At 61.2% G+C, this 26282-nt stretch carries 22 protein-coding genes and 6 pseudogenes; 8 read left to right on the top strand and 20 right to left on the bottom strand.

Annotated elements, in window-relative coordinates:
• Window positions 1-25: 25 nt before the first annotated feature.
• The 5 genes from B0B13_RS11510 to B0B13_RS11490 are packed head-to-tail and all read right to left on the bottom strand — an operon-like array spanning window position 26 to window position 4879.
• Window positions 26-451, bottom strand: a complete 426-nt coding sequence (locus tag B0B13_RS11510; RefSeq protein WP_255710802.1) for a YchJ family metal-binding protein — start codon at window positions 449-451, stop codon at window positions 26-28.
• Between the two features lie 41 nt (window positions 452-492).
• On the bottom strand, window positions 493-1716 hold the full coding sequence (locus B0B13_RS11505) for an acetyl-CoA C-acetyltransferase (protein ID WP_076797299.1): 1224 nt from the start codon (window positions 1714-1716) through the stop codon (window positions 493-495).
• A gap of 40 nt (window positions 1717-1756) precedes the next feature.
• Window positions 1757-2572 (bottom strand): carbonate dehydratase, encoded by an 816-nt coding sequence (can, locus tag B0B13_RS11500; protein WP_076797298.1) that lies wholly within the window; start codon window positions 2570-2572, stop codon window positions 1757-1759.
• Window positions 2573-2618: 46 nt separating this feature from the next.
• Entirely contained in the window at window positions 2619-4451 is a 1833-nt protein-coding gene (aceK, locus tag B0B13_RS11495) for a bifunctional isocitrate dehydrogenase kinase/phosphatase (RefSeq protein WP_076796471.1), read from the bottom strand.
• Window positions 4451-4879, bottom strand: coding sequence for a MerR family transcriptional regulator (locus B0B13_RS11490; RefSeq protein WP_076797297.1), 429 nt, complete (start codon window positions 4877-4879; stop codon window positions 4451-4453). The genes aceK and B0B13_RS11490 overlap by 1 nt, the downstream gene beginning before the upstream one ends.
• An 80-nt stretch (window positions 4880-4959) precedes the next feature.
• On the opposite strand from B0B13_RS11490, the gene B0B13_RS11485 reads away from it, so the two are divergent.
• Entirely contained in the window at window positions 4960-6042 is a 1083-nt protein-coding gene (locus B0B13_RS11485) for an MBL fold metallo-hydrolase (RefSeq protein WP_076796467.1), read from the top strand.
• Window positions 6043-6147: 105 nt separating this feature from the next.
• On the opposite strand, the gene B0B13_RS11480 is transcribed toward B0B13_RS11485, so the two are convergent.
• The 6 genes and pseudogenes from B0B13_RS11480 to argS all read right to left on the bottom strand — a co-directional run bounded on the left by B0B13_RS11480 (window position 6148) and on the right by argS (window position 12184).
• Window positions 6148-6537, bottom strand: a complete 390-nt coding sequence (locus B0B13_RS11480; RefSeq protein WP_076796465.1) for a GtrA family protein — start codon at window positions 6535-6537, stop codon at window positions 6148-6150.
• A gap of 6 nt (window positions 6538-6543) precedes the next feature.
• On the bottom strand, window positions 6544-8103 hold the full coding sequence (locus tag B0B13_RS11475; RefSeq protein WP_076797296.1) for an ABC transporter substrate-binding protein: 1560 nt from the start codon (window positions 8101-8103) through the stop codon (window positions 6544-6546).
• A 191-nt stretch (window positions 8104-8294) separates the two neighbouring features.
• Window positions 8295-8706, bottom strand: a pseudogene (locus B0B13_RS11470) (SDR family NAD(P)-dependent oxidoreductase); the annotation flags it as partial.
• Between the two features lie 20 nt (window positions 8707-8726).
• Window positions 8727-9374: a thiol:disulfide interchange protein DsbA/DsbL gene (locus tag B0B13_RS11465; RefSeq protein WP_076796462.1), complete on the bottom strand. Its 648-nt coding sequence runs from the start codon at window positions 9372-9374 to the stop codon at window positions 8727-8729.
• A gap of 114 nt (window positions 9375-9488) precedes the next feature.
• Complete coding sequence (locus B0B13_RS11460) at window positions 9489-10250, bottom strand: SPOR domain-containing protein (protein WP_076796459.1); 762 nt, start codon at window positions 10248-10250, stop codon at window positions 9489-9491.
• A gap of 125 nt (window positions 10251-10375) precedes the next feature.
• Complete coding sequence (gene argS / locus B0B13_RS11455) at window positions 10376-12184, bottom strand: arginine--tRNA ligase (RefSeq protein WP_076796457.1); 1809 nt, start codon at window positions 12182-12184, stop codon at window positions 10376-10378.
• A 193-nt stretch (window positions 12185-12377) separates the two neighbouring features.
• Between argS and B0B13_RS11450 the strand changes: the two genes are divergently transcribed.
• Window positions 12378-12704 (top strand): DUF1840 domain-containing protein, encoded by a 327-nt coding sequence (locus tag B0B13_RS11450; protein WP_076796454.1) that lies wholly within the window; start codon window positions 12378-12380, stop codon window positions 12702-12704.
• Between the two features lie 95 nt (window positions 12705-12799).
• On the opposite strand, the gene metH is transcribed toward B0B13_RS11450, so the two are convergent.
• The 3 genes and pseudogenes from metH to B0B13_RS17250 form a co-directional block, all read right to left on the bottom strand.
• Complete coding sequence (gene metH, locus B0B13_RS11445; RefSeq protein WP_235091319.1) at window positions 12800-15517, bottom strand: methionine synthase; 2718 nt, start codon at window positions 15515-15517, stop codon at window positions 12800-12802.
• Entirely contained in the window at window positions 15514-16563 is a 1050-nt protein-coding gene (locus B0B13_RS11440) for a homocysteine S-methyltransferase family protein (RefSeq protein WP_076796451.1), read from the bottom strand. The genes metH and B0B13_RS11440 overlap by 4 nt, the downstream gene beginning before the upstream one ends.
• 151 nt (window positions 16564-16714) lie before the next feature.
• Window positions 16715-17012, bottom strand: a pseudogene (locus B0B13_RS17250) (IS3 family transposase); the annotation flags it as partial.
• A gap of 415 nt (window positions 17013-17427) precedes the next feature.
• On the opposite strand from B0B13_RS17250, the gene B0B13_RS11430 reads away from it, so the two are divergent.
• The 4 genes from B0B13_RS11430 to B0B13_RS11415 all read left to right on the top strand — a co-directional run bounded on the left by B0B13_RS11430 (window position 17428) and on the right by B0B13_RS11415 (window position 21299).
• Complete coding sequence (locus tag B0B13_RS11430) at window positions 17428-18804, top strand: hypothetical protein (RefSeq protein WP_076796449.1); 1377 nt, start codon at window positions 17428-17430, stop codon at window positions 18802-18804.
• A 263-nt stretch (window positions 18805-19067) separates the two neighbouring features.
• The gene (locus B0B13_RS18465; protein WP_076796446.1) at window positions 19068-20423 is read left to right on the top strand and encodes a hypothetical protein; all 1356 of its coding nucleotides are present in this window, start codon (window positions 19068-19070) and stop codon (window positions 20421-20423) included.
• A gap of 296 nt (window positions 20424-20719) precedes the next feature.
• Window positions 20720-21055: a type II toxin-antitoxin system Phd/YefM family antitoxin gene (locus B0B13_RS19430; protein ID WP_170872428.1), complete on the top strand. Its 336-nt coding sequence runs from the start codon at window positions 20720-20722 to the stop codon at window positions 21053-21055.
• Window positions 20952-21299, top strand: coding sequence for a PIN domain-containing protein (locus tag B0B13_RS11415; RefSeq protein WP_083703720.1), 348 nt, complete (start codon window positions 20952-20954; stop codon window positions 21297-21299). Before B0B13_RS19430 ends, B0B13_RS11415 begins: the two co-directional genes overlap by 104 nt.
• Before the next feature lie 114 nt (window positions 21300-21413).
• Here the strand turns inward: B0B13_RS11415 and B0B13_RS18460 are convergent, their stop codons facing one another.
• The 3 genes and pseudogenes from B0B13_RS18460 to B0B13_RS19805 all read right to left on the bottom strand — a co-directional run.
• A complete protein-coding gene (locus tag B0B13_RS18460; RefSeq protein ID WP_170872370.1) occupies window positions 21414-21560 on the bottom strand; it encodes a hypothetical protein in 147 nt (48 codons plus the stop codon).
• Window positions 21561-21844: 284 nt separating this feature from the next.
• A pseudogene (locus tag B0B13_RS19425) lies at window positions 21845-22069 on the bottom strand (transposase domain-containing protein); the annotation flags it as partial.
• A gap of 64 nt (window positions 22070-22133) precedes the next feature.
• A pseudogene (locus B0B13_RS19805) lies at window positions 22134-22187 on the bottom strand (hypothetical protein); the annotation flags it as partial.
• 38 nt (window positions 22188-22225) lie between these two features.
• On the opposite strand from B0B13_RS19805, the pseudogene B0B13_RS17235 reads away from it, so the two are divergent.
• Window positions 22226-22519: pseudogene (locus B0B13_RS17235) on the top strand (IS3 family transposase); the annotation flags it as partial.
• 77 nt (window positions 22520-22596) lie between these two features.
• Here B0B13_RS17235 and B0B13_RS11395 read toward each other — a convergent pair.
• The 3 genes and pseudogenes from B0B13_RS11395 to B0B13_RS11385 form a co-directional block, all read right to left on the bottom strand.
• Entirely contained in the window at window positions 22597-22854 is a 258-nt protein-coding gene (locus B0B13_RS11395; RefSeq protein ID WP_076785985.1) for a BTH_I0359 family protein, read from the bottom strand.
• A 221-nt stretch (window positions 22855-23075) separates the two neighbouring features.
• Window positions 23076-24614 carry a DUF3108 domain-containing protein gene (locus B0B13_RS19420; protein WP_237573996.1) on the bottom strand — a complete coding sequence of 513 codons (1539 nt, stop codon included), beginning with the start codon at window positions 24612-24614 and terminating at the stop codon, window positions 23076-23078.
• A gap of 52 nt (window positions 24615-24666) precedes the next feature.
• Window positions 24667-25377, bottom strand: a pseudogene (locus tag B0B13_RS11385) (IclR family transcriptional regulator).
• A gap of 61 nt (window positions 25378-25438) precedes the next feature.
• Here B0B13_RS11385 and B0B13_RS11380 point away from each other — a divergent pair.
• Window positions 25439-26275 carry an enoyl-CoA hydratase/isomerase family protein gene (locus B0B13_RS11380; protein ID WP_076796441.1) on the top strand — a complete coding sequence of 279 codons (837 nt, stop codon included), beginning with the start codon at window positions 25439-25441 and terminating at the stop codon, window positions 26273-26275.
• Window positions 26276-26282: the final 7 nt, after the last annotated feature.

The following is a 26282-nucleotide window of genomic DNA, read 5'->3' as shown; positions in this document are numbered from 1 at the left end:
AGCAATCAAAAATCGCCGGTGGTGATTAATCGAGTATGTCGCCGTCAACGTAGCGCCACCGACCGTCGTCACCGCGGCAAAACCGGCTCAGCTCGTGCAGCCGCTGTGCGCGCCCGCCACCTGCACCGGCGCTTCGGTAGCGCGCGATGAACTCGACCCGGCTATGCGCATCATCGTCGCTGACGTGTTGCTTGACCGTCAAGCCGAGCCAGCGGGTTGGTGTATCGGCGTTGCAGCTGAGATCCGGTGGACAGGTGGCAGGATCCCACGTCTGGCGCAAGTAGTCGAACGCATGGAGCGTATAGGCGGTATAGCGCGAGCGCATCAACTCGAGCGCCGAGGGCGCCGCTTCGCCGTCTTCGATGAAGCGCGCGCAGCAGGGGCCATAACGTGCCGAGCGGCCTTGCTGCATTGCGCCGCAGGGGCACGGCGCCTCGGGCGACAAGTGCAGACGTGCTGCGGGCCATGCGCGGGGCGTGTGCGGTGTGCTGTTCAAAACAGTTCGATCCCCATCGCGGTGGCTTCGCCGCCGCCAATGCACAGGCTTGCGACACCCCGCTTCAGGCCGCGTTGGCGCAGCGCGCCGATCAGCGTCGCGATGATGCGCGCACCCGAGGCGCCAATCGGATGGCCCAGCGCACAGGCGCCGCCATGCACGTTGACTTTCTCGTGGGGTAAGCGGTGTTCCTTCATCGCGGCCAGGGTGACGACCGCGAACGCTTCGTTGATTTCGTACAAGTCGACGTCCTGCGCGCGCCAACCATTCTTGTCGAGCAGCTTCGCGATCGCGCCGACCGGCGCGGTCGTGAACAGATTGAGCGCCTGCGCATGCGTGCTGTGGCCGACCACTCGGGCTACCGGGCGCAACTCGCCAGTGTACGCGAACGCGTCGGCGCGCGAAGCGCGCATCATCACGAGCGCGGCCGCGCCGTCGGAGATCGACGATGCATTGGCGGCCGTGATGGTGCCGTCCTTGCGGAACGCTGGTTTGAGCGTCGGGATCTTGTCTAAGTTTGCCTTGAACGGTTGCTCGTCACGTGACACGATCGCCTGGCTGGCGCGCGCGTTCACAGTAACCGGCACAATCTCCCAGTCGAACAAGCCGTTCTCGCTGGCTGCCTTCGCGCGCTGCAGCGAGGCGATCGCGAACGCATCCTGTTCTTCACGGGAGAATCCATATGACGCCGCACACTCCTCGGCGAAGGCGCCCATCAGCCGACCGCCGCCGCGCTCGTCCTTCAGATACGCATCCTCCAGGCCATCGAAGAACATATGGTCGATCAGTTGCGCATGACCCATGCGCAGCCCAGCGCGGGCTCTGGGCAGTAGGTAAGGTGCCTGCGTCATGCTTTCCATGCCGCCGGCCACGACGACCTGCGCGGTGCCCGCCACCAGCATGTCGTGCGCGAACATCGCAGCGCGCATGCCGGAACCGCACATCTTGTTGACCGTCGTGCAGCTGGTGGACAGCGGCAGCCCTGCGCCCAAAGCTGCCTGGCGCGCCGGCGCCTGGCCAACTCCGGCGGGCAGCACGCACCCCATCACCACCTCGTCGACCTGCGAGGGCTCCAAGCGCGCCCGTTGCAGTGCGGCGCTAATCGCCGCAGCGCCGAGCTGCGGGCAAGTCAGCGACGCGAAACCGCCCTGGAAACTAGTAATCGGCGTACGGGCGACGCTGGCGATCACGATCGGATCGTGTTCGATGGAGTCAGTCATCGGGGTGTTGTGTTCAAATCGAGGGGTTTCCTGGTTCGATTCAGCGCGTGACGCCGGCAGCTGGTTCGCCTTGGTGTACGTGGCCGACGGCTGCCGCCAGGCGCGCCGCATCGTCGGCGAGCACGTCGTTTGGATGAGGCGGCGGCGCCGCATCGGCTGGACGGTTGCGCTTTAGGGCATCCACGCATAGCGCATAGGTTGTATCCAGCTCGCCCGGCTCGCAGATCGTCATGCCCAGGTTGCGCATCTTGCCGTCGTGCACGCCGTACACCCAGCCATGCACGGTGAGCTGCTGGCCCCGTTGCCACGCATCGCTCACGATCGTCGTGCGGCACACGTTGACCACCTGCTCAATCGTGTTGAGCTCGACGAGCCGGTGGTGCCGTGCCTGGCCCAACGGCCATTCGGCAAGCAGCGCCGCGTGCTTGCCGTGCACGTCCTGGATGTGATGCAGCCAGTTGTCGGCCAATCCGACGCGCGTGCCGAACAGCGCGGCACGCACACCAGAGCAGCCATAGTGGCCAACCACCATGATGTGCTTGACCTTGAGCAACTCGACGGCGAACTGGATCACTGACAGGCAGTTCAGGTCCGAGTGCACGACCACGTTGGCAATGTTCCGGTGCACGAACACTTCGCCGGGCGGTAAGCCGATGATCTGGTTTGCGGGCACGCGCGAGTCGGAGCAGCCGATCCACAGGTACTCCGGGTTCTGTTGCTCGGCCAGTCTCGCGAAGTACTGGGGGTCTTCACTGAGCTTGCGTTCGACCCACAGCCGGTTGTTTTCAAACAGGTGTGCAAGCGGTTCGGACGCAGGAGTGGACGGTTTTTGGGGAGAGGATGGTTTTTGATCCATGGTCATCGTTTCGTTAGTTGGTCGTGCTTCGTACATTGCTTGTCGGTCAGGTCTCATGCAACGGCGGCGCGTGGCGTATGTTGGCCAGCGGCTTCGCGGCGCGGGCCGCCGCGAAGCATTCGGGGTAACGCACGCAAAATCGCTCGCTGCGTTCATAGGGAAAGAAATCGGGTAACATGCCAGCTAGTAACTGCTCTTTTGTCGACTGCCACAACGCCGGGTCGAAGAAATCCGGGTGGTGACGCAGAAACGCGGCGCGCACGCGCGGCTCACCGAGCAGGAACGTGCCGTAGGTCTGCGGGAAGATATCGTGCGGGCCGATCGCGTACCAGGGCTCGTCCGACATTTCGTCCTCGTCATGACGTGGTGGCGGCACGCGGCGCACATTGCAGTCCGTCAAGTATTCGATCTCGTCGTAATCGTAGAAGACGACGCGGCCGTGACGCGTCACGCCGAAGTTCTTATATAGCATGTCGCCGGGGAAAATGTTGGCCTTGATCAATTCCTTGATCGCGTCGCCGTATTCCTTGATGCCGTGATCGATCTGCTCGTCCGTGCCATTGTGCAGATACAGGTTCAGCGGCGTCATGCGGCGCTCAATGTACAGATGGCGGATCACTACGGTGTCGCCCTCGTACTCGATCATTGACGGCGCGTACCTCTCCAGTTCCTTGATCAGCGCATCGTCCAACCGCGACAGCGGCAACGCGACGTCCGAATACTCGAGCGTGTCGGCCATTCGGCCGAGGCGGTCGTGCCGCTTGACGAGCTGGTACTTGGCCTGGATCTGCTCGCGCGTCGTCTCCTTCGGCGGCGGGAAACTGTCCTTGATCAGCTTAAACACATAAGGGAACGAGGGCAGCGTGAACACCAGCATCACCAAGCCCTTGATGCCGGGAGCGATGATGAACTTGTCGCTGGAGTGCGATAGGTGATGCAGCAGGTCGCGGTAGAACAGGTTCTTGCCCTGTTTTTGCAGGCCCACCGACGTGTAGATCTCGGCCTTCGGCTTACCCGGCATGATCGAGCGCAGAAACTGCACGGTTGCCGATGGGACCTCCATGTCGACGAGGAAGTACGAGTGCGAGAAGCTGAAGATAATCAGGATTTGCTCGCGGCGCAACAGCACCGTATCCAGCGTCAGCCGGCTGTCCGCGGTATGGCGGATCGGCACTGAGAACGGGATCACATGCTCGCCGTTGATGATCCGCCCGACGATGTAGGCTGCCTTGTTGCGGAAGAACAGCGACGACAGCACGTGGATCTGGAAGTTGAACGCCGCGTCGAACTCGCCAAACGCGTCGTGAATCGAGCGCATCACGCAGCTCACGTCGCGTGGCAGATCCTCGAATGGCACATCGAGCTGGAAATTCGTGACGATGCGCTCCAGCGTCGACGCGAGCCCGTCGGCTTCCGGGTAGTATGCGCGATACGTGGGCTTGGCCGCCGGCTCGTCGTTCTCGATGTATTCGGTCGAGATGGCCGGGCGCACGAAAATGAAATCGTTATTGAAATACGAGCGGTGCAAGATCTTGCAGCACACCGAGTTGAAGAACGTCTCCGCGCACTCGGGTTGCCGGTGGTGGGTCAGTAGCCCAATGTAGTGCAATTTGATCTGCGGCCAGACTTCGTCGTCGATGTTCTCCGCGTCATACTCGTCCTCGAGCAGCTTGACGCACTCGCGCACCCGGTCGTCGTACGAGGTGATCCGCTCGCGCGCGAGCTTTTGCAACCCGTGCCAGTCGCCGCGCTCGAACTGGCGTTTCGCATCGATCGCGGCTTCGCGAAAGATCTGGTAGTGACGGTTGAAGCCATCCAGAATCGTCTGCGCAAGGTCAAAGCCGATCTGCGAAGACAGCAGTTTCGGGAAATGTTTCATCAATTTAGCGTCTTTTGCTGCGGTTCAGTCGCCGCATCATGCCGCTGCGACGACTCAAGCAGCGCTCGCGCTTGCGCTTCGTACTGGGCAAGATCCTCGAGCGTCGCGCTCAAATCTTCCAATTGACGCTCCAGCGCCTGCCGGTGCTCGGTTAGCGTGGTGAGAAAGGCCTGAAGCTGCGTGACCGTGTCGGTTGGCGATTCGTACAGCTCGAGCAGGGTGCGGACCTCGGATAGCGTGAAGCCGAGCCGCTTGCCGCGCAACGTCAGCTTCAACCGCGTGCGGTCCCGCGCTGAGAATACGCGGCGTAGGCCGCTCGCGCCTTCGCGGCTCGGCGACAGCAGGCCCTGGTCCTCGTAAAAACGGATCGCCCGCGGCGTCACGCCGAATTCACGGGCCAATTCAGTAATGGTGTAGTGCGTCGGCATGTCGGCGGCAACATGGATACAATGCACGTTTACGTTATCGTCAACCTTGCCGGAACGCAACGACTGCAAACCCGACCCCCATGAACGCGCTCGAACATCAGTTGGACTACGCTTTCGCCGATACCCTACCGGCCGACGGCACCGTGCACGAAGTCGCGCCCGGCGTGCTGTGGATCCGCATGCCGTTGCCCTTCAAACTCGACCACATCAACTTGTGGCTGCTGCGCGACCAATTCGGCGCGCAGCCCGGCTGGACGATCATCGATTCTGGGATCGCGAGCGACACGATCAAGGCTCATTGGGAGCGGATCTTCGACGATGTGCTGGGCGGCCTGCCGGTGCTACGTGTGCTGGTCACCCACTTTCACCCGGACCATTTGGGCTTGGCGCATTGGTTGTGCGGCGGTGGCGAACGCGGCCGCTGGCGCGCCCCGCTGTGGATGACGCTGGGCGAATACCTGATGGGTTGTCTATTGTCGTCGTCCAAGGAGGGGGGGTCGAACGCCGGCGGTGAGGCGGCTGCGCGGTTTTTCGCGTGCCATGGCCTGAACGATCCGCAGTCGGTCGAGAAGATCCGCGTACGCAAGGGGTATTATCACACGCTGGTTCCGCAGGTGCCCGCGTCGTACGTGCGGATGCAGGAGGGGGGCACGGTGACGATCGGCTCGCGGCGCTGGCGCGTCATCACCGGGGTGGGTCATTCAACCGAGCATTGTGCGCTGTATTGCGACGCGGATCGCCTGTTGATTTCCGGGGATATGGTGTTGCCGCGGATTTCGACGAATATATCGGTGTTGGAGATCGAGCCGTGCGGCAACCCGCTGGCGCAGTACCTGGATTCGCTCGGCCGCTATCACGGATTGCCCGAGGATACGCTCGTGTTGCCGTCGCACGGCAAGCCGTTCCGCGGCCTGCACACGCGCATCGCGCAGTTGCGCGAGCATCACGCGGCGCGGCTGGGCGAAGTACTCGAGGCGTGCGTGCGGCAGCCGCGCAGCGCAGCCGACATCGTGCCGCTGATGTTCAAGCGGCCGCTGGACCTGCATCAGATGACGTTCGCGATTGGCGAGGCGCTGGCCCATTTGCATTTCTTGTGGCACTCCGGCGAGCTTGAGCGCGTCGAGCACGACGGCGTGATTCGCTTTGCGCCGTACGCGGATTAGTGTGCTGTTCGACAAGCGCACGCGGTGTGTTCAAATCGATTGTCTCCAGTCGCGCTCGCAGTGCTCCGCAACAGAACCCTGCTCCGCTTTTGCTTCTCTTCATTGTTAACGCTTGCGACGGAAAACCCACCAGCGGGCGGAAAAAAAATTGACCGCAAGGCCAGCGAGCGAGCCGGCCGCTACTCCGACGTAAGGTACAAAGACGCGCGGCGGCAAATTAAGGACCACCACGCTGTACGCGGCATAGTTCACGCATCCGCCGGCGGACATCGCGGTGAGGTACCGCCACCATTCGCGCCATACGGATCCGCACCGCTTGTCCGAGAACGTGAATTGCCGGTTCAATCGCCAGGTGACCCAAACGGCCACGAGAAACGACGCCGCGCGCCCAGCGAAGTAGCCGAGCCCGAGCCACAGCATGAGCCATAGCATGCCAGCATCGACAATGAATCCCACTATACCGGCGAGCGCGAAACGAAGGAATTGCGAACGCACGTTAGCCTAGTCGACCTTCACGCTTGTATAGTCTTGTCGGCCGAACGGGCTCACCCGGTAGCCGCTGACATTGCTGCGCGTCAGCGCGGCCGCACTCGGGTACGCCAGGGGAATCCACAACGCCTTGTCATGAATGATTTTCTGCGCGGCGGCGTACGCCTTCGCGCGCGTGGGCTGATCGGTGGTGCGCTTGCCGTCCGCGATCAACTTGTCCAGTTGCGGGTCGCAGTAGCGGGAGAAATTGATGCCGGACTTCACCGAGGCGCACGAAAACTGCGGCGTCAGAAAGTTGTCTGGATCACCGTTGTCGCCGGACCAGCCCATGAAAAGCAGGTCATGCTGCCCTTGCTTAGCATCCTTGATCAGTTGTCCCCATTCGATGACCTTGACCTGCGCCTTGACGCCGATCCGGGCGAGATCCGCTTGCAATAGTTCCGCGCCGGCCTTCGGATTAGGATTCAACACGCTAGCGCTTGGCCGCACCCAAATCGACGTTTCGAAGCCGTTCGGATAACCGGCGTCGGTCAGCAGCTTTTTCGCCTGTTCGATGTTGTACGGGTACGGTTCGAGCGCTTTGTTATAGCTCCATGTATTCGGCGGGTACGGATTGACAGCTGCCACTGCAGTGTTGCCAAACACCGTCTTAATGTACGTCTGTCGGTCGAACGCGATGTTCAATGCTTGCCGGACTTTGTCATTGTCCAGCGGCTTATGCTGCGTGTTCAATGCGACAAACGCGGTCATGAACGCTGGTGTTTGCACGACCTTCAGCGACTTGTCGTTCCTGGCTGCCAGTACATCCTGCGGCTTGGGCGACAGCGCAATCTGGCATTCGCCTGACTTGATTTTTTGCGCGCGCACCGCCGCATCAGGCGTGATGGCGTAGATCAGCCGGTCGATCTGCGGTTTACGACCCCAGTAGGTTGGATTAACGTCGTAGCGGATCACCGCATCCTTCGTGTAGCTTTTCAGCACGAACGGACCGGTGCCAACCGGCTTCGCATTGATGTCGGCTTGTCTGCCCGCCTTTTCCAACTGGCTCGCGTACTCTGCCGAGTAGATTGACGCGAACGGCATCGTCAGGATCGACACAAACGCCGCATTGGACTCGGACAGTTCAAACTTCACCGTCAGGTCGTCCACTTTGGTGACCGATTTAACCAGCTTCGGCAGGTTCATCGACTGCGCATGTGGAAAGCCGCCGTTGCCCGCAATTTTGTGCCACGGATGATTCGGATCGAGCATCCGGTTGAACGTGAACAACACGTCGTCGGCGTTCAATGCGCGGGACGGCTTGAATTCTTCCGTAGTCTGAAACGATACGTTGGGGCGCAGGTGGAACGTGACGGCGAGCCCGTCCGGGCTGACCTCCCACCGGTCGGCGAGCGACGGCGCGAGCTTGCCGGCCGCCTCATCGTAGCGCAACAATTGATTGAAGACAACGTCGCCGGATGCGTTGGAGGTGGTCAGCGAGTTGTACTGCACGATGTCGAAGCCGTCCGGACTGGCCTCGGTGCACACGGTCAACGGCTTGGCCTGCAACCAGGTGGGCGCGGTCAGCAGCATGGTCGCCACGCTGAGCCACGCGGCTGCGCCGCGCGGTCCACGGGGCACGCTAACGGGGTGTTTCACACGCATACAATCTCCCAAAGCTTGTTCTTCACGGTTTCTGATGGTGGCCTCGACTGCCAGGCGACGGGGGCCGAATCCGGCTATTCTGATACGTTTTTCGCCACCGTGCTGTCTGTTGCGTCGCTTTATCGTGCGGCGCGTGGTTTGCGCGGCGCCCGCTCGAACGCGAAATCGTAGAGCCAGCGCGGCAGCACGTGCGGCAATGCGGCAACCACGCGCATCGGTCGGGGGAAGATGGCGAAGCGCTTCTTGGCGGCGATGGCGCTGCCGCGTTAGCGGCGAACCGGTCGGGATCCGTCAAAAACGGCATCGGGTAGGGGTTACCGTCGGCATCGGCGTACGGATGTAGCCGGGTGCGATCGTAACGATCGCCACGCCGGTGGGGCGCATCTCGACCCGCAGCGCCTCCAGGTACTTCAGCGCGGCCGCCTTGGACGCGCTGTAGGCGCCTGCGCCTGGCAGGCCGCGCACGCCCGCCACGCTGGCAATACCCACCAGCGTACCGCGCCGGGCGGCGACCATCGTGGCATGGCGCGGCGCGGGATGCCACGCACCCGCTACATCTTCTTCGCGGCTACTTGCCCGACTAGGTAATCAAGTACCTGGACGGTACCTTCCAGGCTGTTGGTCGCCGCCGGGCCGGTCTCGTATTTGCCTTGCACGACTACCGTCGGCACGCCGTCGATCTTGTAGTCCTGCGCCATTTGTGACACGCGCTTCAGTTCGCTCGCGACGGTGAACGAATTGTACGCATCGAGGTACTTTTTCTTGTCCACGCCTTGCTTGGCAAGAAAGTCTGCTTGCGCGTCCGGCGTCAGCAGGTAGTTCCGCTTGACGTGGATCTCGTCAAAGATCACCGGCGCGAGTTTGTCGCTCAGGCCGAGCACGTCCAGCGCGAGCAGCATCTTCGAATGTGGAATGAATTGGTCGCGAAACGCGACCGGCACGCGCCGGAACACGATGTTTGCACCTTGCTTGGCCTTCCACTTTTCAAGGTATGGGTCGAATTCGCCGCAATGCGGGCAGCCATACCACATGAATTCAGTTACTTCGACTTTGCCGGCCGGGGCCTTCACCGGATGGGCTGGCGCGAGCACCGTATAGTCCTTGCCGGCGACCGGCGCGGACGGTGACGCTTGGACGAACGGGGCTGCGCCGAGGGTGACAGCGACGGCGAGCAGGGCAGCGCTGAGGGTTTTCTTCATAGTGGACCGTGGCAAAAGCGTGGCAAGAAAAAAGCGGCACGAACCTGTTCAGACTGGTACGGATACCGCCGGTTCAAGAGCGTGCGCCACGCGCGCGTGGCGCGGGACGCGAGGCTATGGCTTCGTAAAACGGATCACGACGGTGTCGATGCCGGCATCGGACAGCCGCTGCCGGGCGCTGTTCATGTCTTCGAAGCGGGAGAACGGGCCGATGCGCACGCGGTAGTACACGACCCCGCCGGCGTCGCGCTGCGTGACCTTGGACTCGAATCCCTGCAGCGCCAGCCGTGCGCGCTGCTGCTCCGCATCCTGTTCCGTGCGGTACGCGCCGACCTGCAGGAAATAGCCGGTGTTGGCCTCGCTCGCGCCCGGCTTTTGCGGGGCGGCCGGCGTGCCGGCGCCTAGCTTGGCCGAGGCAGGGGTGGGCGCGCTGGCGCCGGGCGGCGCGGGACGGGGCGCCAACGTCGCGGACGGGCTCCAAGGCGCTCCGGGCTTGGGCTGCGCTGGTGTGGCGCTGGCCGTGGATGGGACCTCGATGATCTGCGGCTCTTCCAGCACGTCCGTTGACTGCGATTGCTGCGAGCTTTGGCCTGGCGCCGTGTTCGGCGGCGGCTGGGTACCCGACGGCGGTACCGGCTGACCAGGCGACTTGCCAGCCAGCACCCGATTCGGATCAAACGTCGCGCCGCTGCCTGCCGTGTCGGAGGTTGCCGCGGGCGCGTTGCCTTTGGACACGAACGGCGTTGGCGCTCCCCTGATGTACAGCGCCACCACAATCGCGATCGCCAGCCCGACGATCAATCCCAATACGATACCGAGGAACGTACCTCCACGTTGCTTCGAATTCGGCGAGGAAGATCGTCGTGCTTTTGCCATCGTGTTTGATTACCTGTATCTCTATGAAACCGCGCGGATGAAACCGTGGCCGTCATGCCGCCGTCGCGCCCACGTCATCCGTGACCGGGAAGCGCCGATTATACGGTCCCCGCGCATTCCGTTCCCTACATCTTCGCGGGCGCCGATACCCCGATCGTCGCGAGCCCGTTGGCTAGCACCTGGCGCGTTGCGGCCAGCAGTGCCGCGCGGGCCAGGCGCTCGCGCGCATCGTCCACGAGCACCCGTTCGGCGCGGTCGTTGTAGAACGAATGGAACTCGCCTGCCAGGTCGCGCAGATAGAATGCGACCGCATGAGGGGCCAGTTCGTTTGTTGCGTGCTCCAGCATTTGCGGATATTCGGCCAGTTTTTGCAGCAGCGCCTTGGACCGCTCGGTGCCGAGCGGCGTCAAATCGACCTGCGACCAGTCCTCAGGATCGTCTGCGTAGCGTGCGCGTAACTCCGACAGCACCGAGCAGATCCGCGCATGCGCGTATTGCACATAGTAGACCGGATTCTCGTCGTTTTGCTTCAGCGCGAGGTCGATGTCAAATGTGAATTCGGTATCGGCCTTGCGCGAAATTAGGAAGAAGCGCACCGCGTCGCGGCCCTTGCGCAGCATGTCGCTGTCCAGTTGCTGAGGGCTCAGTGAGGCGGCGGACTCGTCCGGATTGCCGCCGCCGGACCATACGATCAGGTCTCGCACCGTCACGTAGCTGCCCGCCCGCTTGGAGATTTTGATCTCGCGGCCGTCGCGCATCACGGTGACCATCTTATGCAGCACGTAGTCCGGATAGCCGCTCGGAATACCGATGGCCAGCGCCTGTAGGCCGGCGCGCACGCGCGCGATCGTGCCATGGTGATCCGAGCCCTGCACGTTGATCACTTTTGTAAAGCCGCGCTCCCACTTGGTGACGTGATAGGCGATGTCCGGCACGAAGTAGGTATAGGTGCCGTCCTTCTTGCGCATCACCCGGTTCTTGTCGTCGCCGTAGTCGGTGGTGCGTAACCACAGCGCGCCATCGTCCTCGTACGTCTTGCCGGCGGTCACCAGCGCCTGGACCGCGCGCTCGACGCGGCCTTCGTCGTACAGTGACGACTCCAGGTAGTACTGGTCGAACTTGACACCGAATGCCTTCAAGTCGATGTCCTGCTCACGGCGCAGGTAAGTCACGGCGAAGCGCCGGATTGCATCGAGATTGTCGACGTCACCGGCGCCCGTTACGGGCGTGCCATCACTGGCCGACGCCGTTTCGCCGGCCAGGTAGTCACGTGCGATATCCGCGATGTAGTCGCCGTTGTAGGCCGCTTCCGGCCATTGCGCATCGCCCGGCTTGAAGCCGCGCGCCCGCGCCTGCACCGAGAGCGCAAGCGTGTTGATCTGCACGCCGGCGTCGTTGTAGTAGAACTCGCGGTGCACGGTCCAGCCCTGTGTCTGCATCAGTGTGCCGAGGGCGTCGCCGAGTGCCGCCTGCCGGCCGTGGCCCACGTGCAGCGGCCCGGTCGGATTGGCCGACACGAATTCGATTAGCACTTGCTTACCATGGCCGCCGTGCCCCGGCGGCGCGAAGCCGAAGCGCTCGCGCTCTGCCAGTACCGCGTGCACGGTCTGCTGTTTCGCGGCGTCGGTCAGCCGCAGGTTCAGGAAACCTGGGCCGGCGACTTCCGCGCCGGCGATCAGCCCGGCCGCGCGCGGGTGCGCAAGGGTGGCCTCGGCCAGTTGTTGCGCGAGCGCGCGCGGATTGGCGCGCAGCGGCTTGGCCAGCTGCATCGCCAGGTTCGACGCGACATCGCCATGTGCGGCGATCTTGGGCCGGTCCAACGCGATGGTCGGCTGTATGAATGCTGCATCGCTGGCCGCCGGCGACGCCTGAACGGCTCCGGCGACGGCATCTGCTAGGATCAATTCGATGATGTGTTTCTGTGCGGGCAGCATGGAATGACGGCAGTTATCGGAACAGGCGGGCGCGGCGACCCGCTGGCCGCCTGCCTCGCGAACACGCCACAAAGCGAGAATGATGGATTTTAGCAGGTGCTAAACTGTCGAATACAGGTCCAAGCCGGTGCGGTGCGTATGCGGCGCCGCGACGCGGGCGCGACCGGATCGACGAAGCGAACAAGGAGCCGCCATGCTGATCACGTTTAAGTCTCGGGCCACCGTGGATGTGACGATGCTCGAAAACCTCGCGCAATTCCTGTTGGCGATCATCGGCAAGCGCTTCGGGCAGCGTGGCGTCATCGCGCATGACGAGTTGCAGCCGGCGATCGCCAAGCTCGAGGCGGCCATTGCGCAGGACAAGCAACGCCGGGCCGAACACGACGGCCATGCCGATGACGAGGAGGGGGATCACGAGGCGCATGAGGCGCCGATTGGCCTGGCGCAGCGCGCCTATCCGTTCCTCGACATGCTGCGGCAGGCGCACAAGGAGAACTCGGACGTGATCTGGGGCGTTTGAGCGCCAACCGTCCGAGTAATGCGGGTGCTCGATCGCGCGCCGCGCCGCCGCCGGGCACAGCCGGTGAACGGCTGATTGCGTGCCCAAGGGCGGGATCACAGTTGCGGCGCCAGCGCGCGCCGCGCGTCCTCCAGTGACAGGCCCATGCGGCGCGCGTAGTCCTCGAGTTGATCGTCGCCAATCCTGCCGACGGTAAAATATTGGCTGTCCGGGTGGGACAGATAGAAGCCCGACACGCTGGCCGCCGGCCACATTGCCAGCGATTCGGTCAGGCTCATGCCGATCTCGTCCGCTTGCAGCGCCGCAAACAGGTCACGTTTGACCAAATGGTCCGGACACGCTGGATAGCCGGGCGCGGGCCGAATGCCGGCGTATTGCTCGGCAATCAACTGATCGTTGTTCAGTGCCTCGTCGGCCGCATAGCCCCACAGGTCGCGTCGCACGCGCTGATGCAGTTGTTCGGCGAACGCTTCGGCAAGCCGGTCGGCGAGCGCCTTCAGCATGATCGCGCTGTAGTCGTCATGGTGCTGCTCGAACTGTTTCTCGCGCGCGTCGACTCCTAATCCCGCCGTGACCGCGAACAAGCCGATGTAGTCGGCGATGCCGCAGGCGCGCGGTGCAATGAAATCGGCCAGGCAGCGGTTGGGCCGCATCACGCCGTCTACGACGGGCCGCACGCTTTGCTGGCGTAGGTTGCGCCACGTCAGCGCAACCTGCGTGCGGCTCTCGTCGGTATAGATCTCGATGTCATCGTCGTTCACCGTGTTGGCGGGCAGCAGCGCGATCACGCCGTTCGCGCTCAACCATCGTCCCTGGATCAGCCGCGCGAGCATCGCCTTGCCATCGTCGAACACGCGCCGCGCCGATTCGCCGACCACCTCGTCGTCCAAGATCGCCGGGAAGCGTCCGGCCAGGTCCCAGGTTTGGAAGAACGGGCCCCAGTCAATGTAGTGTGCAAGCTCGGCCAGATCCTGGTTCTTGAATGTGCGCCGGCCGACGAATTTGGGCTTGGGGGGCACATAGCCGTCCCAGTCGATGCGGGTCTTGTTCTCACGTGCCTGCGCCAGGGTGACCAGCGGCTGGGCCTTCTTGTTCGCGTGCTGCTCGCGGATCCGATCGTAGTCGGCGCGCAACTCGTCGATGTAACGGGCCGCGCCCTCGTCGGACAGCAGGCTAGAGGCGACCGAGACCGAGCGCGACGCGTCGGGTACGTAGACAACTGGACCATCGTAGTGCGGCGCGATCTTCACCGCGGTGTGCACGCGCGAGGTGGTCGCGCCGCCGATCAGCAACGGAATGTTCTTGCCACGGAAATAATCGTCGCGTTGCATTTCGGCGGCAACGTAGGCCATCTCCTCCAAGCTCGGGGTGATCAGCCCGGACAGCCCGACAATGTCGGCGCCCTCGGCCTTGGCGGTCGCGAGGATGTCCGTACACGGCACCATCACGCCCATGTTGACCACCTCGAAGTTATTGCACTGGAGCACCACGGACACGATATTCTTGCCGATGTCGTGCACGTCGCCCTTGACCGTGGCGATCACGATCTTGCCCTTAGGCTTCACGTCCGAGCCGGCGGCGGCCAATTGGCGCTTTTCTTCCTCAATGAAGGGAATCAGGTGCGCGACAGCCTGCTTCATCACGCGCGCCGACTTCACCACCTGCGGCAGGAACATCTTGCCTTGTCCAAACAGGTCGCCGACGATGTTCATGCCGTCCATCAACGGCCCTTCGATCACGTTGATCGGTCGCCCGCCAGCTTGCGCGATTTTCACGCGCGCCTGCTCGGTATCCTCAACGATAAAGGTCGTGATGCCGTGCACGAGCGCGTGGGCCAGCCGCTGCTCGACCGGCTGCTCTCGCCATTGGAGGTTTTCCTCCTTTTTGGCCGCACCGCTCTTATACTTATCCGCGATCTCCAGTAGCCGGTCCGTCGCATCGGGCCGACGATTAAGCACGACGTCTTCGACGCGCTCGCGCAGCACGGGGTCCAACTCTTGGTACACGCCGAGCTGACCGGCATTGACAATGCCCATATCCATGCCGGCCTGGATCGCGTGATACAGGAACACCGTATGGATCGCCTCGCGCACTGGGTCGTTACCGCGAAACGAGAACGACACGTTCGATACGCCGCCGCTCACCTTGGCATACGGTAGGTTCTGCTTGATCCAGCGTGTCGCGTTAATGAAGTCGACCGCGTAGTTGTTGTGCTCGTCGATGCCGGTGGCGATCGCAAAGATATTTGGATCGAAGATAATGTCCTCGGGCGGAAAGCCCACTTCGTTCACGAGGATGTCGTAGCTGCGCTGGCAAATCTGGCACTTGCGCTCGAAGGTGTCGGCCTGGCCGTTTTCATCGAATGCCATCACGACGGCCGCCGCGCCGTAGCGGCGGATCAGCTTCGCATGGTGGCGAAACGCCTGCTCGCCTTCCTTCAGCGATATCGAGTTCACGATCGCCTTGCCTTGCACGCATTTCAGTCCCGCTTCGATCACGTCCCATTTGGACGAGTCGATCATGATCGGCACCCGTGCGATGTCCGGTTCTGACGCGATTAGGTTCAGGAAGCGGACCATTGCGGCGCGTGAATCGAGCATCGCCTCGTCCATGTTCACGTCGATCACCTGCGCGCCGTTCTCCACCTGCTGGCGCGCGACGGCGAGCGCGTCGTCGAACTGGCTGTTCAGGATCATGCGCGCGAAGGCTTTGGAGCCGGTCACATTGGTGCGTTCGCCGACGTTGATGAACAGTGTCGTGTCCGTGACGTTGAACGCTTCGAGCCCGCAAAGGCGCATCGTATGGTCGGTCATGAGTCTTTTTTTTCTTGATAATGCGCCCATGTGCGTGGCTTGACGTCCGCCAGGCGCGCGGCGATCGCTGCAATGTGCTCGGGCGTTGTGCCGCAGCAGCCGCCAGCCAGATTGATGAGGCCCGTGTCGGCGAATTCCTTGAGCAGTCCGGAGGTGACCTCCGGTGTCTCATCAAAACCGGTCTCGCTCATCGGGTTCGGTAACCCGGCGTTCGGATAGCACGACACGTACGTGTCGCACAGCTTCGCCAACTCGGCGATGTACGGCCGCATCAGCGCTGCCCCGAGCGCGCAGTTCAACCCGAAGGTTAGCGGCCGCGCATGGCGCAGCGCGTTCCAGAATGCCTCGACGGTCTGTCCGGACAGGATTCGTCCAGACGCGTCGGTCACCGTGCCGGAAATCATGATCGGCAGCACTTCGCCGGTATCCTCGAACAATTGGTCGAGCGCGAACAACGCGGCTTTCGCATTGAGCGTATCGAAGATCGTCTCCACCAGGAATAAGTCCGCGCCGCCATCGAGCAGCGCTTGCGCTTGCTCGTAGTAGCTGTCGCGCAATTCGTCGAAGGTGACATTGCGCGCGCCCGGGTCGTTGACGTCTGGTGAGATGCTCGCGGTCTTCGGCGTGGGCCCTATCGCCCCGGCGACAAAACGTGGCTTGTCCGGCGTCGAATACCGGTCGCATGCAGCGCGCGCCAGCTGGGCCGAAGCGATATTCATTTCGATCGCAAGCGCCTCCATTCGGTAATCGGCTTGGGCAATCCGGGTCGCGCCGAACGTGTTCGTCTCGACGATATCCGCGCCGGCGGCCAGGTACTGCTCGTGGATCTGGCCGATGATTTGCGGCTGCGTGATCGACAGCAACTCGTTGTTGCCCTTGACATCATGGTCCAGCGTGGCGAACCGTTCGCCCCGGTAATGGGCTTCGGACAGCTTGTAGCGCTGGATCATCGTGCCCATTGCGCCGTCCAGTATCAGGATGCGGCGCGCGAGCAGCGCGGGCAGTGCGCTGCCCCGGGTGTAGCGAAGGCTGTATGCGTTTTGCATGGAATGAATGCACGAATCGCGGCTGGCCACGTCGCGTCACGTCGTGACGGTCGGCGGCGGCGCGTGCCCAAATGCGCCACAATATAACATCTAAAAAGAAAAAAACCACTGGACATTGAACTGACCCGAAAAGTTGGGCAGCTTCGGAAAGCTAGGGCTGACTGGGCTGGGCCCTGTATTGCACAGGACCCAGCCCTTTTAGTTTGAGTTTGATGCGATTGTGGTTGTAGTCGTGGATGTAGCGTGCCAGACTGAACTGCAGTTCATCCAGGTTGCGCAAGCGCTCAAGATGGAAAAGCTCGGACTTGAGCGTGCCGCGTCAATCGCGCCAGCGCCTTTTTGAGCATCGCGCTCACTACCTCGAACGCCGCACGGCGGCTGGTCCCGTCAGCGACGATTTCGCCGTTATACAAGTCCAGCAGCGGCAAAAGGTCAAGCTTATGCCCGCCTCAAGTTCGTCCAAATAGCAAATGGGCTGGCTCACACCACTGGCGACATTAGCGTATTGCTGGTTATCGAGAACCAGCAACTTGAACGATATTCACTGCGCATTGCGCGCGAGCGTGATCACTTGACCGACTAAGCGAAGTGCGGCGTATTACAGGCGATTGTCAAGTCATGTGATCCGCTTGGCTGAAATGTATTAGCTGAAACGACCTGACGTGCTACGCACATTGAGTTATTGCCTGGCAGATGCCCGCTGTCGTTACCCGCTTGCATCGCCCGCCTGTCATACCGCGGCTTATCCGCCAGCTTATGTCCTCCGCCAAAAACCTCGCGCTTGTGAAGTATCGTTGCGCGCCTGTGCCTACTTTTCGCTAGCCTGCTGCGCAACTTTGCTACGCGTGGTGTCTTCTTTACTTCTTGCTGAGCTTGCCGATGGACTTCGATCTGAATGCCGCTTTGAACGACTATCAGGCCTATATCTGCGCGTTAGAGGCTCGCCCGACACCCGCCGCGTCGGCAGCACCGCCGCCGCAGCCATCCAACGCCGCGCTGACACCCCTTTTGACCAAGCAGCCCACTACCTACCAGGACCTGCCGACCGAAGTTATCGCGCGCATTGGTGACTACGTGCCCGTCCAAGACGTGATGCCATTTGCCACCGTTGACCGGCGCACCTATTATGCGATGCAGACTAGGCGCCTCGTTCATAGCTATTGGCAACGAGCAAAACAAGCGGTGACCTTTGAGTCGATCAACTGCCTGCTCGATGAGATGGACGGCACGCTTGCCGATCCAGCGCAGCACGTTGAACCCATGGACGCTCTATGCCAGCGGCTGCGAGCATTACACAGGGCAGATCGCGGCGATGTGTTTAAGCGTTTATTCGCAGCCGCGCAGCGTATCCCACAAGACGGTGTACAGATACAAAAAGCGCTGTTGCTCATGCACCGAGCTTTCACCTATGAGCGCGAATGGATGGAACTGTTTGACTTTGCCTACGCGCTGGCCGAACAGCGCGAGCCCGGGCAGGACAATGTGTGGCCGGAACTAGCGCTTGGGCTGTCGAATTTTTCACTCGACACACCTGAAACCCCTACGTTTGCTCAGTGGTATTACAAGATTCTGGCACGGCTGCCGTCGTTGAGCGTAGCCGAGCAAGCGCAGATCATTCCCACATTGGTCCGTTTACTAAATAAATTTAACCAAGCAGACCCGCGCGTCATTGAACTTTATACGCTCTTACATGACTACGCGTTACGCTTGCCCCCCTCTCATCAAGGCGCATCGGTCGGCGCGTTGGCAAGTTACGTGTGGCGCTTTCCGGAAGCGGAACAATCCGCGCGGTATGCGCAAATGCGCGATTGGGCGCTGTCGCTGCCTGACGACCAATGGGGGGTCGCGCTGCAGCGTTTGCCCGAAGGACTGGGTAGGTTCTCCCCTAAGCGACAAGCGCAAGAGCTGGCGTTGCTGGAACGCTATTTGACGCGCGTGCCGACGGTGCAGCGCACGCAAGCAGCAGTCGGGTTAATTAGAAGTATCTATTTCATCAATGACACGCTAGCCAAGCGGGGATGGCAGCAGGGATTGAGTCTACTGAACGGGGCGGGTGAAGCCACTTTATGGGAGGTACTGAGCGAGCTTCGGGCCAATGGAGTGCTATGGCACCTGAACAATCGCCAATGGAAAGTGGCGATGGGTGAGATCACGCGCTTTATGAAAGCCAACCAGTTTTCCAAACCAGCCCAGGCGCGAATCCAAGGCAGTGCGTGCTGGCTCAGAAGTCGGCCAGATTAATAGCTGAATCTGCATCATCAATTATTTGATCCTCACGTTGTTTCGGCTGCTTGCTGATTATCACTGTTAGCTTCGCACAAGCTTCTTCAGAAGTGTGAGTTGTCAACAGACGATGTAACAATTTCCGCATATTGGCATGGCACTATCCGCCAAGAACATGGCGTTCACAGCCCATCGCTGTGCTCAGCTTCCCGTTTTCAGCTAGCCTGCTGCGCGGCCTCACTTCGTATTGCGCCGTTTTTTATCGACTGCCGAGCTTACAGATGGACTTCGATCTGCATGCCGCTTTGAACGACTACCAAGCCTACATGTATGCGTTGGAGTCGTGCCCGCAGCCTGCTGCGTCGGCGCCCCCGCCGATACTGAAACCAGCAAGCGGTGGGCTGGCGAGCCCGTCGGCCAGCCGGCCTACGACATATCATGACCTGCCGCGCGAACTGATTGAGCAGATCGGTGACTACGTGCCCGTCCAAGACGTGGGAAACTTTTCAGCAGCCGATCGTCGCACGTACCATGCGATGCAAAGTCGGCGCTTAGTCTACCGCTACTGGCAACGAGCCAACCAAGCCGTGAGCCTCGCGTCAGTCAATCAGCTGCTCAGTGAGATGGGTAGCACGCTCGCCGATCCGGCGCGGCACGTCGAGCCGCTTGAGGCGCTGCGCCAGCGGTTGGAAGCGTTGCCATATCGCGAGCAGGGCGAAGCCTTTAAGCGCATGTACGCGGCGGCGCAGCGCATTCCGAAGGATGGCGTGCAGATACAAAAAGCGCTGTTGTTGCACTCATTGCGTGATTTTCATTGGAGCCATCGGGATGAATTATTCGACTTCGCTTACGCGATGGCGCAGCGGCGTGCGCCCGAAGAAGATAATGTTTGGACGGAACTCGCTGACAGTTTGAGATTCTTGTTGTTTGGCTCAGCTGAGTTTGTCGAGCGTTATCAGGCGCTCGTAGCTCGGCTTGCGTCCTTAAGGATGTCCGAGCAAGCGGAGCTGATCCCAGTATTGTGTCGGCGAATGGTTCACTTTGGGGGAAGCGACGACCGCCTCCCTGGGCTGTATGCGGTGTTACGCGAACAAGCATTGCAGCTGCCGCCCTCTCATCAAGGCGAGTCGGTTGGCATGTTAGCCAGTGCCATATGGGTTTTGCCGTACGCGGAGCGGCTCGCCCAGTACACGCAGCTGCGTGATGTAGCGCTGTCGCTGCCTGACGAGCAGTTGGGCGCTGCGCTACGCTATCTTCTAGAGGGGGTGACGGATTTACCGAGCGAGCATTATGCACACGAACTGCAGTTACTGGAACCGGCATTGCTTCGCGTACTGCCAGCGCAGCGTGCGCAGGCCGCACTCGGCCTATTCATGTATACCCACAAACTGGACGATGCACTGGCAAAGTGGGTCTGGCAGCGGGGGTTGAGCCTACTGAATGGCGCGAGCGAAGCTACCTTATGCGATGTGCTTAGCAGACTTCGAGCGCAGGGTGCGATAAGTAACTTAGACGATCATCAATGGAATATGGCGTTGGTTGAAATCACCCGCTTTATGGAAGCCAACCAGTTCTCCGAGCCGGCCCGGGCGCGATTCCAGGACAGCGTGCCTTGGCTCAGAAGTCTGCCACATTAACTATATTAACCAGTGGCTGAACCCGCATGCTTCGTTTATCCGGGGGATCCTTCGCAAGTCGGACAGGGTGATGTCAGTTCACCGTCTATCTTCAAGTGGTGACACCATCCTAGGATTCACCATGGACCACCGGATACCTCTCTCTTCCATTAATGTAGGCGCCAGCACATTATCTGCGCCACCCGCCGTGACAAATTAAGTTTAGGCGACTGTCACGCTCGATCGATCCGGAGTTAGACGCCGCGCTCATTTCTAGCCATATGATCATTATGATTAATATGGCAAAGGAGGGTGCGATGATTACCGAAGTCAATGCCGTGAACTTCCGACAAAACCTAGGTGAAATGTTCAATCAGGTACAGTATCGCAACGACAGTATCGTGATCAATAAGGACGGCAAGCCGGTCGCAGCGCTCGTCGACGCCGAATTATTCACCCGCATCCGGCGTATGCAGGACTGCTTCGATGCGCTCAGCGACCGAATCGCCGAAGCCTATGCTGGTATCAGGCTTGGCTTACTCGAGCAGCATGCCTGGGCGCATCGTTGCGGCTTGGCGCCAGGGCGGGTTGGAGGTGGCACTGTCGCACCACCTCTTAGACGAGAGGGTCCGAGTTCTACCGCGGTTGCCTAGGGTAGGCATGACACCGGCGCAAATTCGCGACCTAGCCGACAGTTTTATGTTATTGGCCGATGTAGTCGAGCCAGAAGGCGCACAGGGCGCAAGTCTGCGCGATTCCGCTGATCAGCCCATATTACTTACGCTGCTGGCAGCGAAAGGGCAGTATCTCATTACGGGGGACAAGGATTTGTTGGCGCTGGCGGATCGATATCCCATCGCCACGCCTACGGATTTCTGGACGCGCGATGGGACCTAGTTGAAATGGGCTGGTGATGCGAGTTCTAGAATGCACGACCTGTAGCTACCTTTTATTCCGACAGTGAAAGGGGCGCCGTACCTTTCGTAAAAGAGGTATTCGTATTGAAATGGATCAGATTTCGCCTCGCTCGATCAGCCGCGCCAGCGTTGATATGTCAATGCCGTAATTTTTCGGCTCGTGTATTGATCCGGCACGCTCGCGTTTGAGTAGCACGACACGATCGCGCGTAAGCGTTGCGGGATCGTCTTGCTTTAGCATTTGGCCTTCTGACACGAGGACCCACCGCATGCCGCTAGAGCCACTTTACGTTACGAACCGGGTTGTCACGATCATTCTGCCCAACTCGCCGTTTGTCGATGGGCCAAGGCGGTCGATCCTGTTGCTTCCCATGCCACGATCACGTTCGAGGATGCGCGTGAGGAACCGTCGGCGTTTCTGATTCTCATGGATGATGCCGATGATCCGGATCTATGGCCGCGTAACCGAACGCTCAAGCTGTTCCGGGATTGATGCGAGGTCCGCGTTCACACCGTTGTTCTGAACTACACCGATACACTGCTCGAGCACGATGACTGATCCAGATGCCACGGCAGCAGTTTATCGATCCGGTTAATCGGATGATCCGCGATGCGCCCCAGCACATTTCGCAGATACGCCTGTAGACTCTCCAGGTGTAGCTTGAGTTGGTGATCCAATTTCTCTGATTTGCGGCCGAACTGCATGCGTCGCAACTTGGCAATGAGCCGCTTCAGATGCTCGACTTCTGCAGCGCGCGAAGTGTGCCGGACTCAAGCAAATGACGCCGCTGCCGGCTGGCGGCCATATGAAGGATTCCTGCTCGAGTCGCATCATTAATAAGCACATGCCATTGTCGCTCCACCACAACAGCTTGAGCAAATCGGCGCGCTTGCCGCAAAAATGAATGGCCGTACCCAATGCCCGCGTATGGCCGCCTACTTAAGCAGCGCGTGCTCACCCAACGCATATCTCGCAAGGGCAGTTGTCTGGATAATGCCGCCATGCAGAATTTCTTCGGCACGCTTAAGTCCGAACTCTTCCATTTTGAGCGCTTGCACAACCTGGATGAGCTTGCGCAACCTGGATGAACTACAGACCAGTCTGGCACGCTACTCCACTACTACCACCACGATCGCATCAAGCTCAAATTAAAAGGGCTGAGTCCTGTGCAATACAGGACTCAGCCCAGTCAGCCCTAGCTTTCCGAAACTGTCCAACTTTGCGGGGTCGGTTCACATCCGGTAGGGGGCTTGGGGAGTCCGCCAGCGATCGAAGATCAGTGCAGCACGACGGGCTGGTTCATTAGGCTGTCGAATTGCCCGAGGAATTCGTCGACTTCCTCCAGCGACGGTTGCGCTTGGATCAGGCGCTGCACGTGCTCGCGAAAGCGCGCCGCCATCGAGCCGTCGATGAATATCTCGCGCTGCGCATTTTTGTCGACGATCTCGAATCCGCCGGACAGCATGGTGCCGTGCTCAGCTTGGGGGGCAAATTCGACAACGCAGTAGTTCGGGCTGTTGTAGATCATTTGCATGGCGACACTCCTCAATTCTGTTGCTCTGCCACGGTTTGCACCGTAGATGGAGAGGTTAATCAGAAATTCAAGGGGCCGACCCGGAACGGGTATTCCCTGCGATTACATTACGTTATGTTGTTGAGCTGACTGCCGTTCCGAATCTACCGATTCGACCGCCGGTGCGGAAAAGGATTCCAGCGCTAGGCCGACGCACTGAACGGCCAAGCGAAGCATCCGCGCTACGGTTGCGCCGGTGCTTGCCATGGCGATGATTCAGCATGGCCTATGCCTGGCACAGACGTGGGTGCATCGGCGGTCGCGGGCGCCGGACGCTTCTGAGCAGGCTCGGCCGGGGCGACGGTCTTTTCTTCGGACATGCCGGTCGCCTCGGATAGGATGGGCCGGCCTGTCCCGCTGTTCGCCGGCAGCTTGCCGTGCCATAGTAATTCGACTTGCGTGCCGTTTGGCTCGGTTTGCACTAGCCTGACCGGCAAGTAATCGAGCATGGGGCAGAGCCATACGTCGATGCGTCGTCGGTCGCCATTGCGGCGTGGCAGGCGCATGAAATGTAATGCATCAACGAATCCTTGCCGAGTCTGCACCGATTCGGTGCCAATCATCTCGATCGACCAGGTCTCGCCACTGTCGCTGTCGGCGACGAAAAACTGACGTGCGACGCCCGGTGTATAGGCCGACGGGTTACCGCGCACGAGGCTGGCTAATTGCATCACCATGCTGAAGCGGTCTTGCGCGCCGTCGGACAGTGGCACGATTTGAGGCGAACGCGAGAACGCGATGCGTCCCGGCTGCGTGTCGCGCTCAAAGCGCGTCGTATCGGTGCCTCGGCGCCCGCGCTGTTCCACGTAGCGTTGTGGCGCGAGCCCGAATGCGTCGACGCGGCCCTCGCTGGTGAAGCTGTATGTGCCTACGAACGGCAGCGTCATCGAGACGACCATTTGGTAACGTGTGCCATTGGTGGTCCAACGCAGCGTGCCAGCCTGATTTTGCACGCCATTGTAGAAAGTGTCGTACCGGATATCTGCGCTCGGGGGCAGCGCGAATTTTTCGCCGCCGGGCGTGAGCGGCGCGGAGGCCGGCGACAGAGCTGAGGCGGCTGATGTGCTCGAAGCGGTCGAAGTACCAGAAGTAGCCGAAGTAGCCGAAGCATCGGCTGCGCGCGACGCCTCGTCCAGCGGCGACGCGCCGCTCGCCACCGCGTCGCGCGTGGCCGGCTGCGGTTGCCAGCTGGCGCCGTATTCGCCGGCGAGCGGGCCGCGTGTGCCGGCAAAGGCCTGTGCGGCCGTGTCAGCCGGTGTGTGCGGGGTCAGCGCGCCCGGCCCGGTATTGTCTTTCGCGCGCGGTGTCCGGGTGGGCGGCAGGCCAGCGGTGTCGGCGCGCGTAGCACGGGACGTGTTCGGCTGTGGTACCACCGCTTGCAAGACATCGCTGGACGGCAGGGCTGCCGCGCTGGACGGCGAGAGAGGCGCCACGTGTGGCGCATCACCGGTCACCGACGCGGCGCGCTCGTGCTGCATCGCCGAGTCGATCGGCCGCGGTATCAGCACGGCGACCTGGATGGGGATCTCGCTCGGCATCAGTGCGGGGTTCAGTCCAGGCACGCGTTCTAACCACACGCCAGCTAGCGCATGGGCGAGCAATACCAGCGCCAAGGTGACGACCCAGCGCGTGGCTGGCCCGCGTGCATGCCGGCGGCATGAGTGGCTGGCAACGATCGTGCTGGGCCGCCGCGATGCGGCGTGCGAAGACAATTCCGCCATGGATTTCCAAGCAGGCGGGCACTACGCGTTGCATGCGCGATCGTACCCCAGTTCATAGGATAGCCATTGCATAGGACAGCCATTGCGCGCAGTCGCGCAGTGCCACGTCGATTTCGCCGCCCCAGCGGATATCAAACGTGCCTTCCTGTCCGGCCGCGATCAGCGCGAGCGCTCCAGTGGCATCGAACACTGGCCTGCAGAACGCATAGAGCGGCGGCAGCAGCATGCCCTGCGTCCGTGCGGCACCGTGTTTGCGAACCGTGGCAAATAGCGCTTTGGCATCCGCTGCGTGCGCGGGGCATTGGGCAGTTGCGACGCGCGTGCATCGCGCAGTTCGTGCTCGATTATCGCCGCTGCACGGCAGGTAGGTAGCAAACAGTCGCTCAGTGGCCGAACTGAGCAATGGCATTACATCGCCGAGCTTGAGCGAGGCTTTGGCTGGATGGCTCAACTCCGTCCAGTGTACGACAGTCGGCCCTGATTGCCCCAAACTGCGATGCCCACCGTCTGGTCGAGCTGATCACGTAGTCTGGTCAATGCGATTCGCGAGCTTCATGCCGTCCACGCGCACGAGTCGCGCCAGGCCCATCTGCAGCGTAAAGTCGCCGAGTTCGTAGCGCTGTGCCAAATCGCGCAGCATCATTGCATGTGGTTTGTTGATCAACACCGCGAGCAGCTTAAAGCCGACCTCGATCGACTGAATGCCAGAGCGCACCTTGTCTTCGCCGATATCGCCGCGCTCGTTTTCAACTTCCTCTCCCATTGTGGCGGGCGTCTGCTAGTGTTCAGACTATCGGGCGTGCCGCCCGCTTCCGGACAGGCCGATGAACGATTTTCCGAACGACCTACACTACGCCCGCTACGAAGCGCTAAAGCTGCGCCGACACGAGCATGGGATTCTCGAAGTGATCATGAGTGGTGAAGGGGCCAACAAGAGCGCGTTGGCCACCGCCGATGAACGGATGCATCGCGAACTGGCGGATATCTGGCGCGACATTGACACTGATCCGCACACACGGGTAGCGATCATCCGCGGCGAAGGTAAGGGATTCTCCGGCGGCGGCAATCTGGCATTGGTCGAGCAGATGGCCAACGACTTCCAGGTGCGCGCGCGGGTATGGCGCGAGGCGCGTGACCTCGTCTACAACCTGGTTAATTGCAGCAAGCTGGTGGTTTCAGCGATGCACGGTCCGGCGGTGGGGGCTGGCCTGGTGGCCGGCTTGCTCGCCGATATTTCAATCGCCGCGAAAAGCGCGCGCATTATCGACGGACATACGCGGCTGGGTGTGGCCGCCGGCGATCACGCGGCGATCGTCTGGCCGCTGCTGTGTGGCATGGCCAAGGCCAAGTATCACCTGCTGCTGTGCGAGCCGGTGTCCGGCGACGAAGCCGAGCGTATTGGCCTGGTGTCGCTGACGGTCGACGATATCGACCTGGTGCCGAAGTCCTTTGAGCTGGCGCAGCGATTGGCCAACGGCTCGCAAAGCGCCATCCGTTGGACCAAGTACGCGTTGAACAACTGGCTACGCAGCGCCGGCCCGACGTTCGATACATCGCTGGCGCTGGAATTCCTCGGCTTCGGTGGGCAGGACGTGCACGAAGGCATTCATTCGCTGCGCGAGCGTCGCGCGCCACGGTTTCCAGACGGTGCGCCGTTCTGACTGGACG

Origin of the sequence: Burkholderia sp. b14 (genome assembly GCF_900156195.1) — a bacterium.
GTDB lineage: Bacteria > Pseudomonadota > Gammaproteobacteria > Burkholderiales > Burkholderiaceae > Mycetohabitans.
Note: the sequence above shows the minus strand (reverse complement) of the source record. Positions and strands in the feature narration are given on the sequence as shown.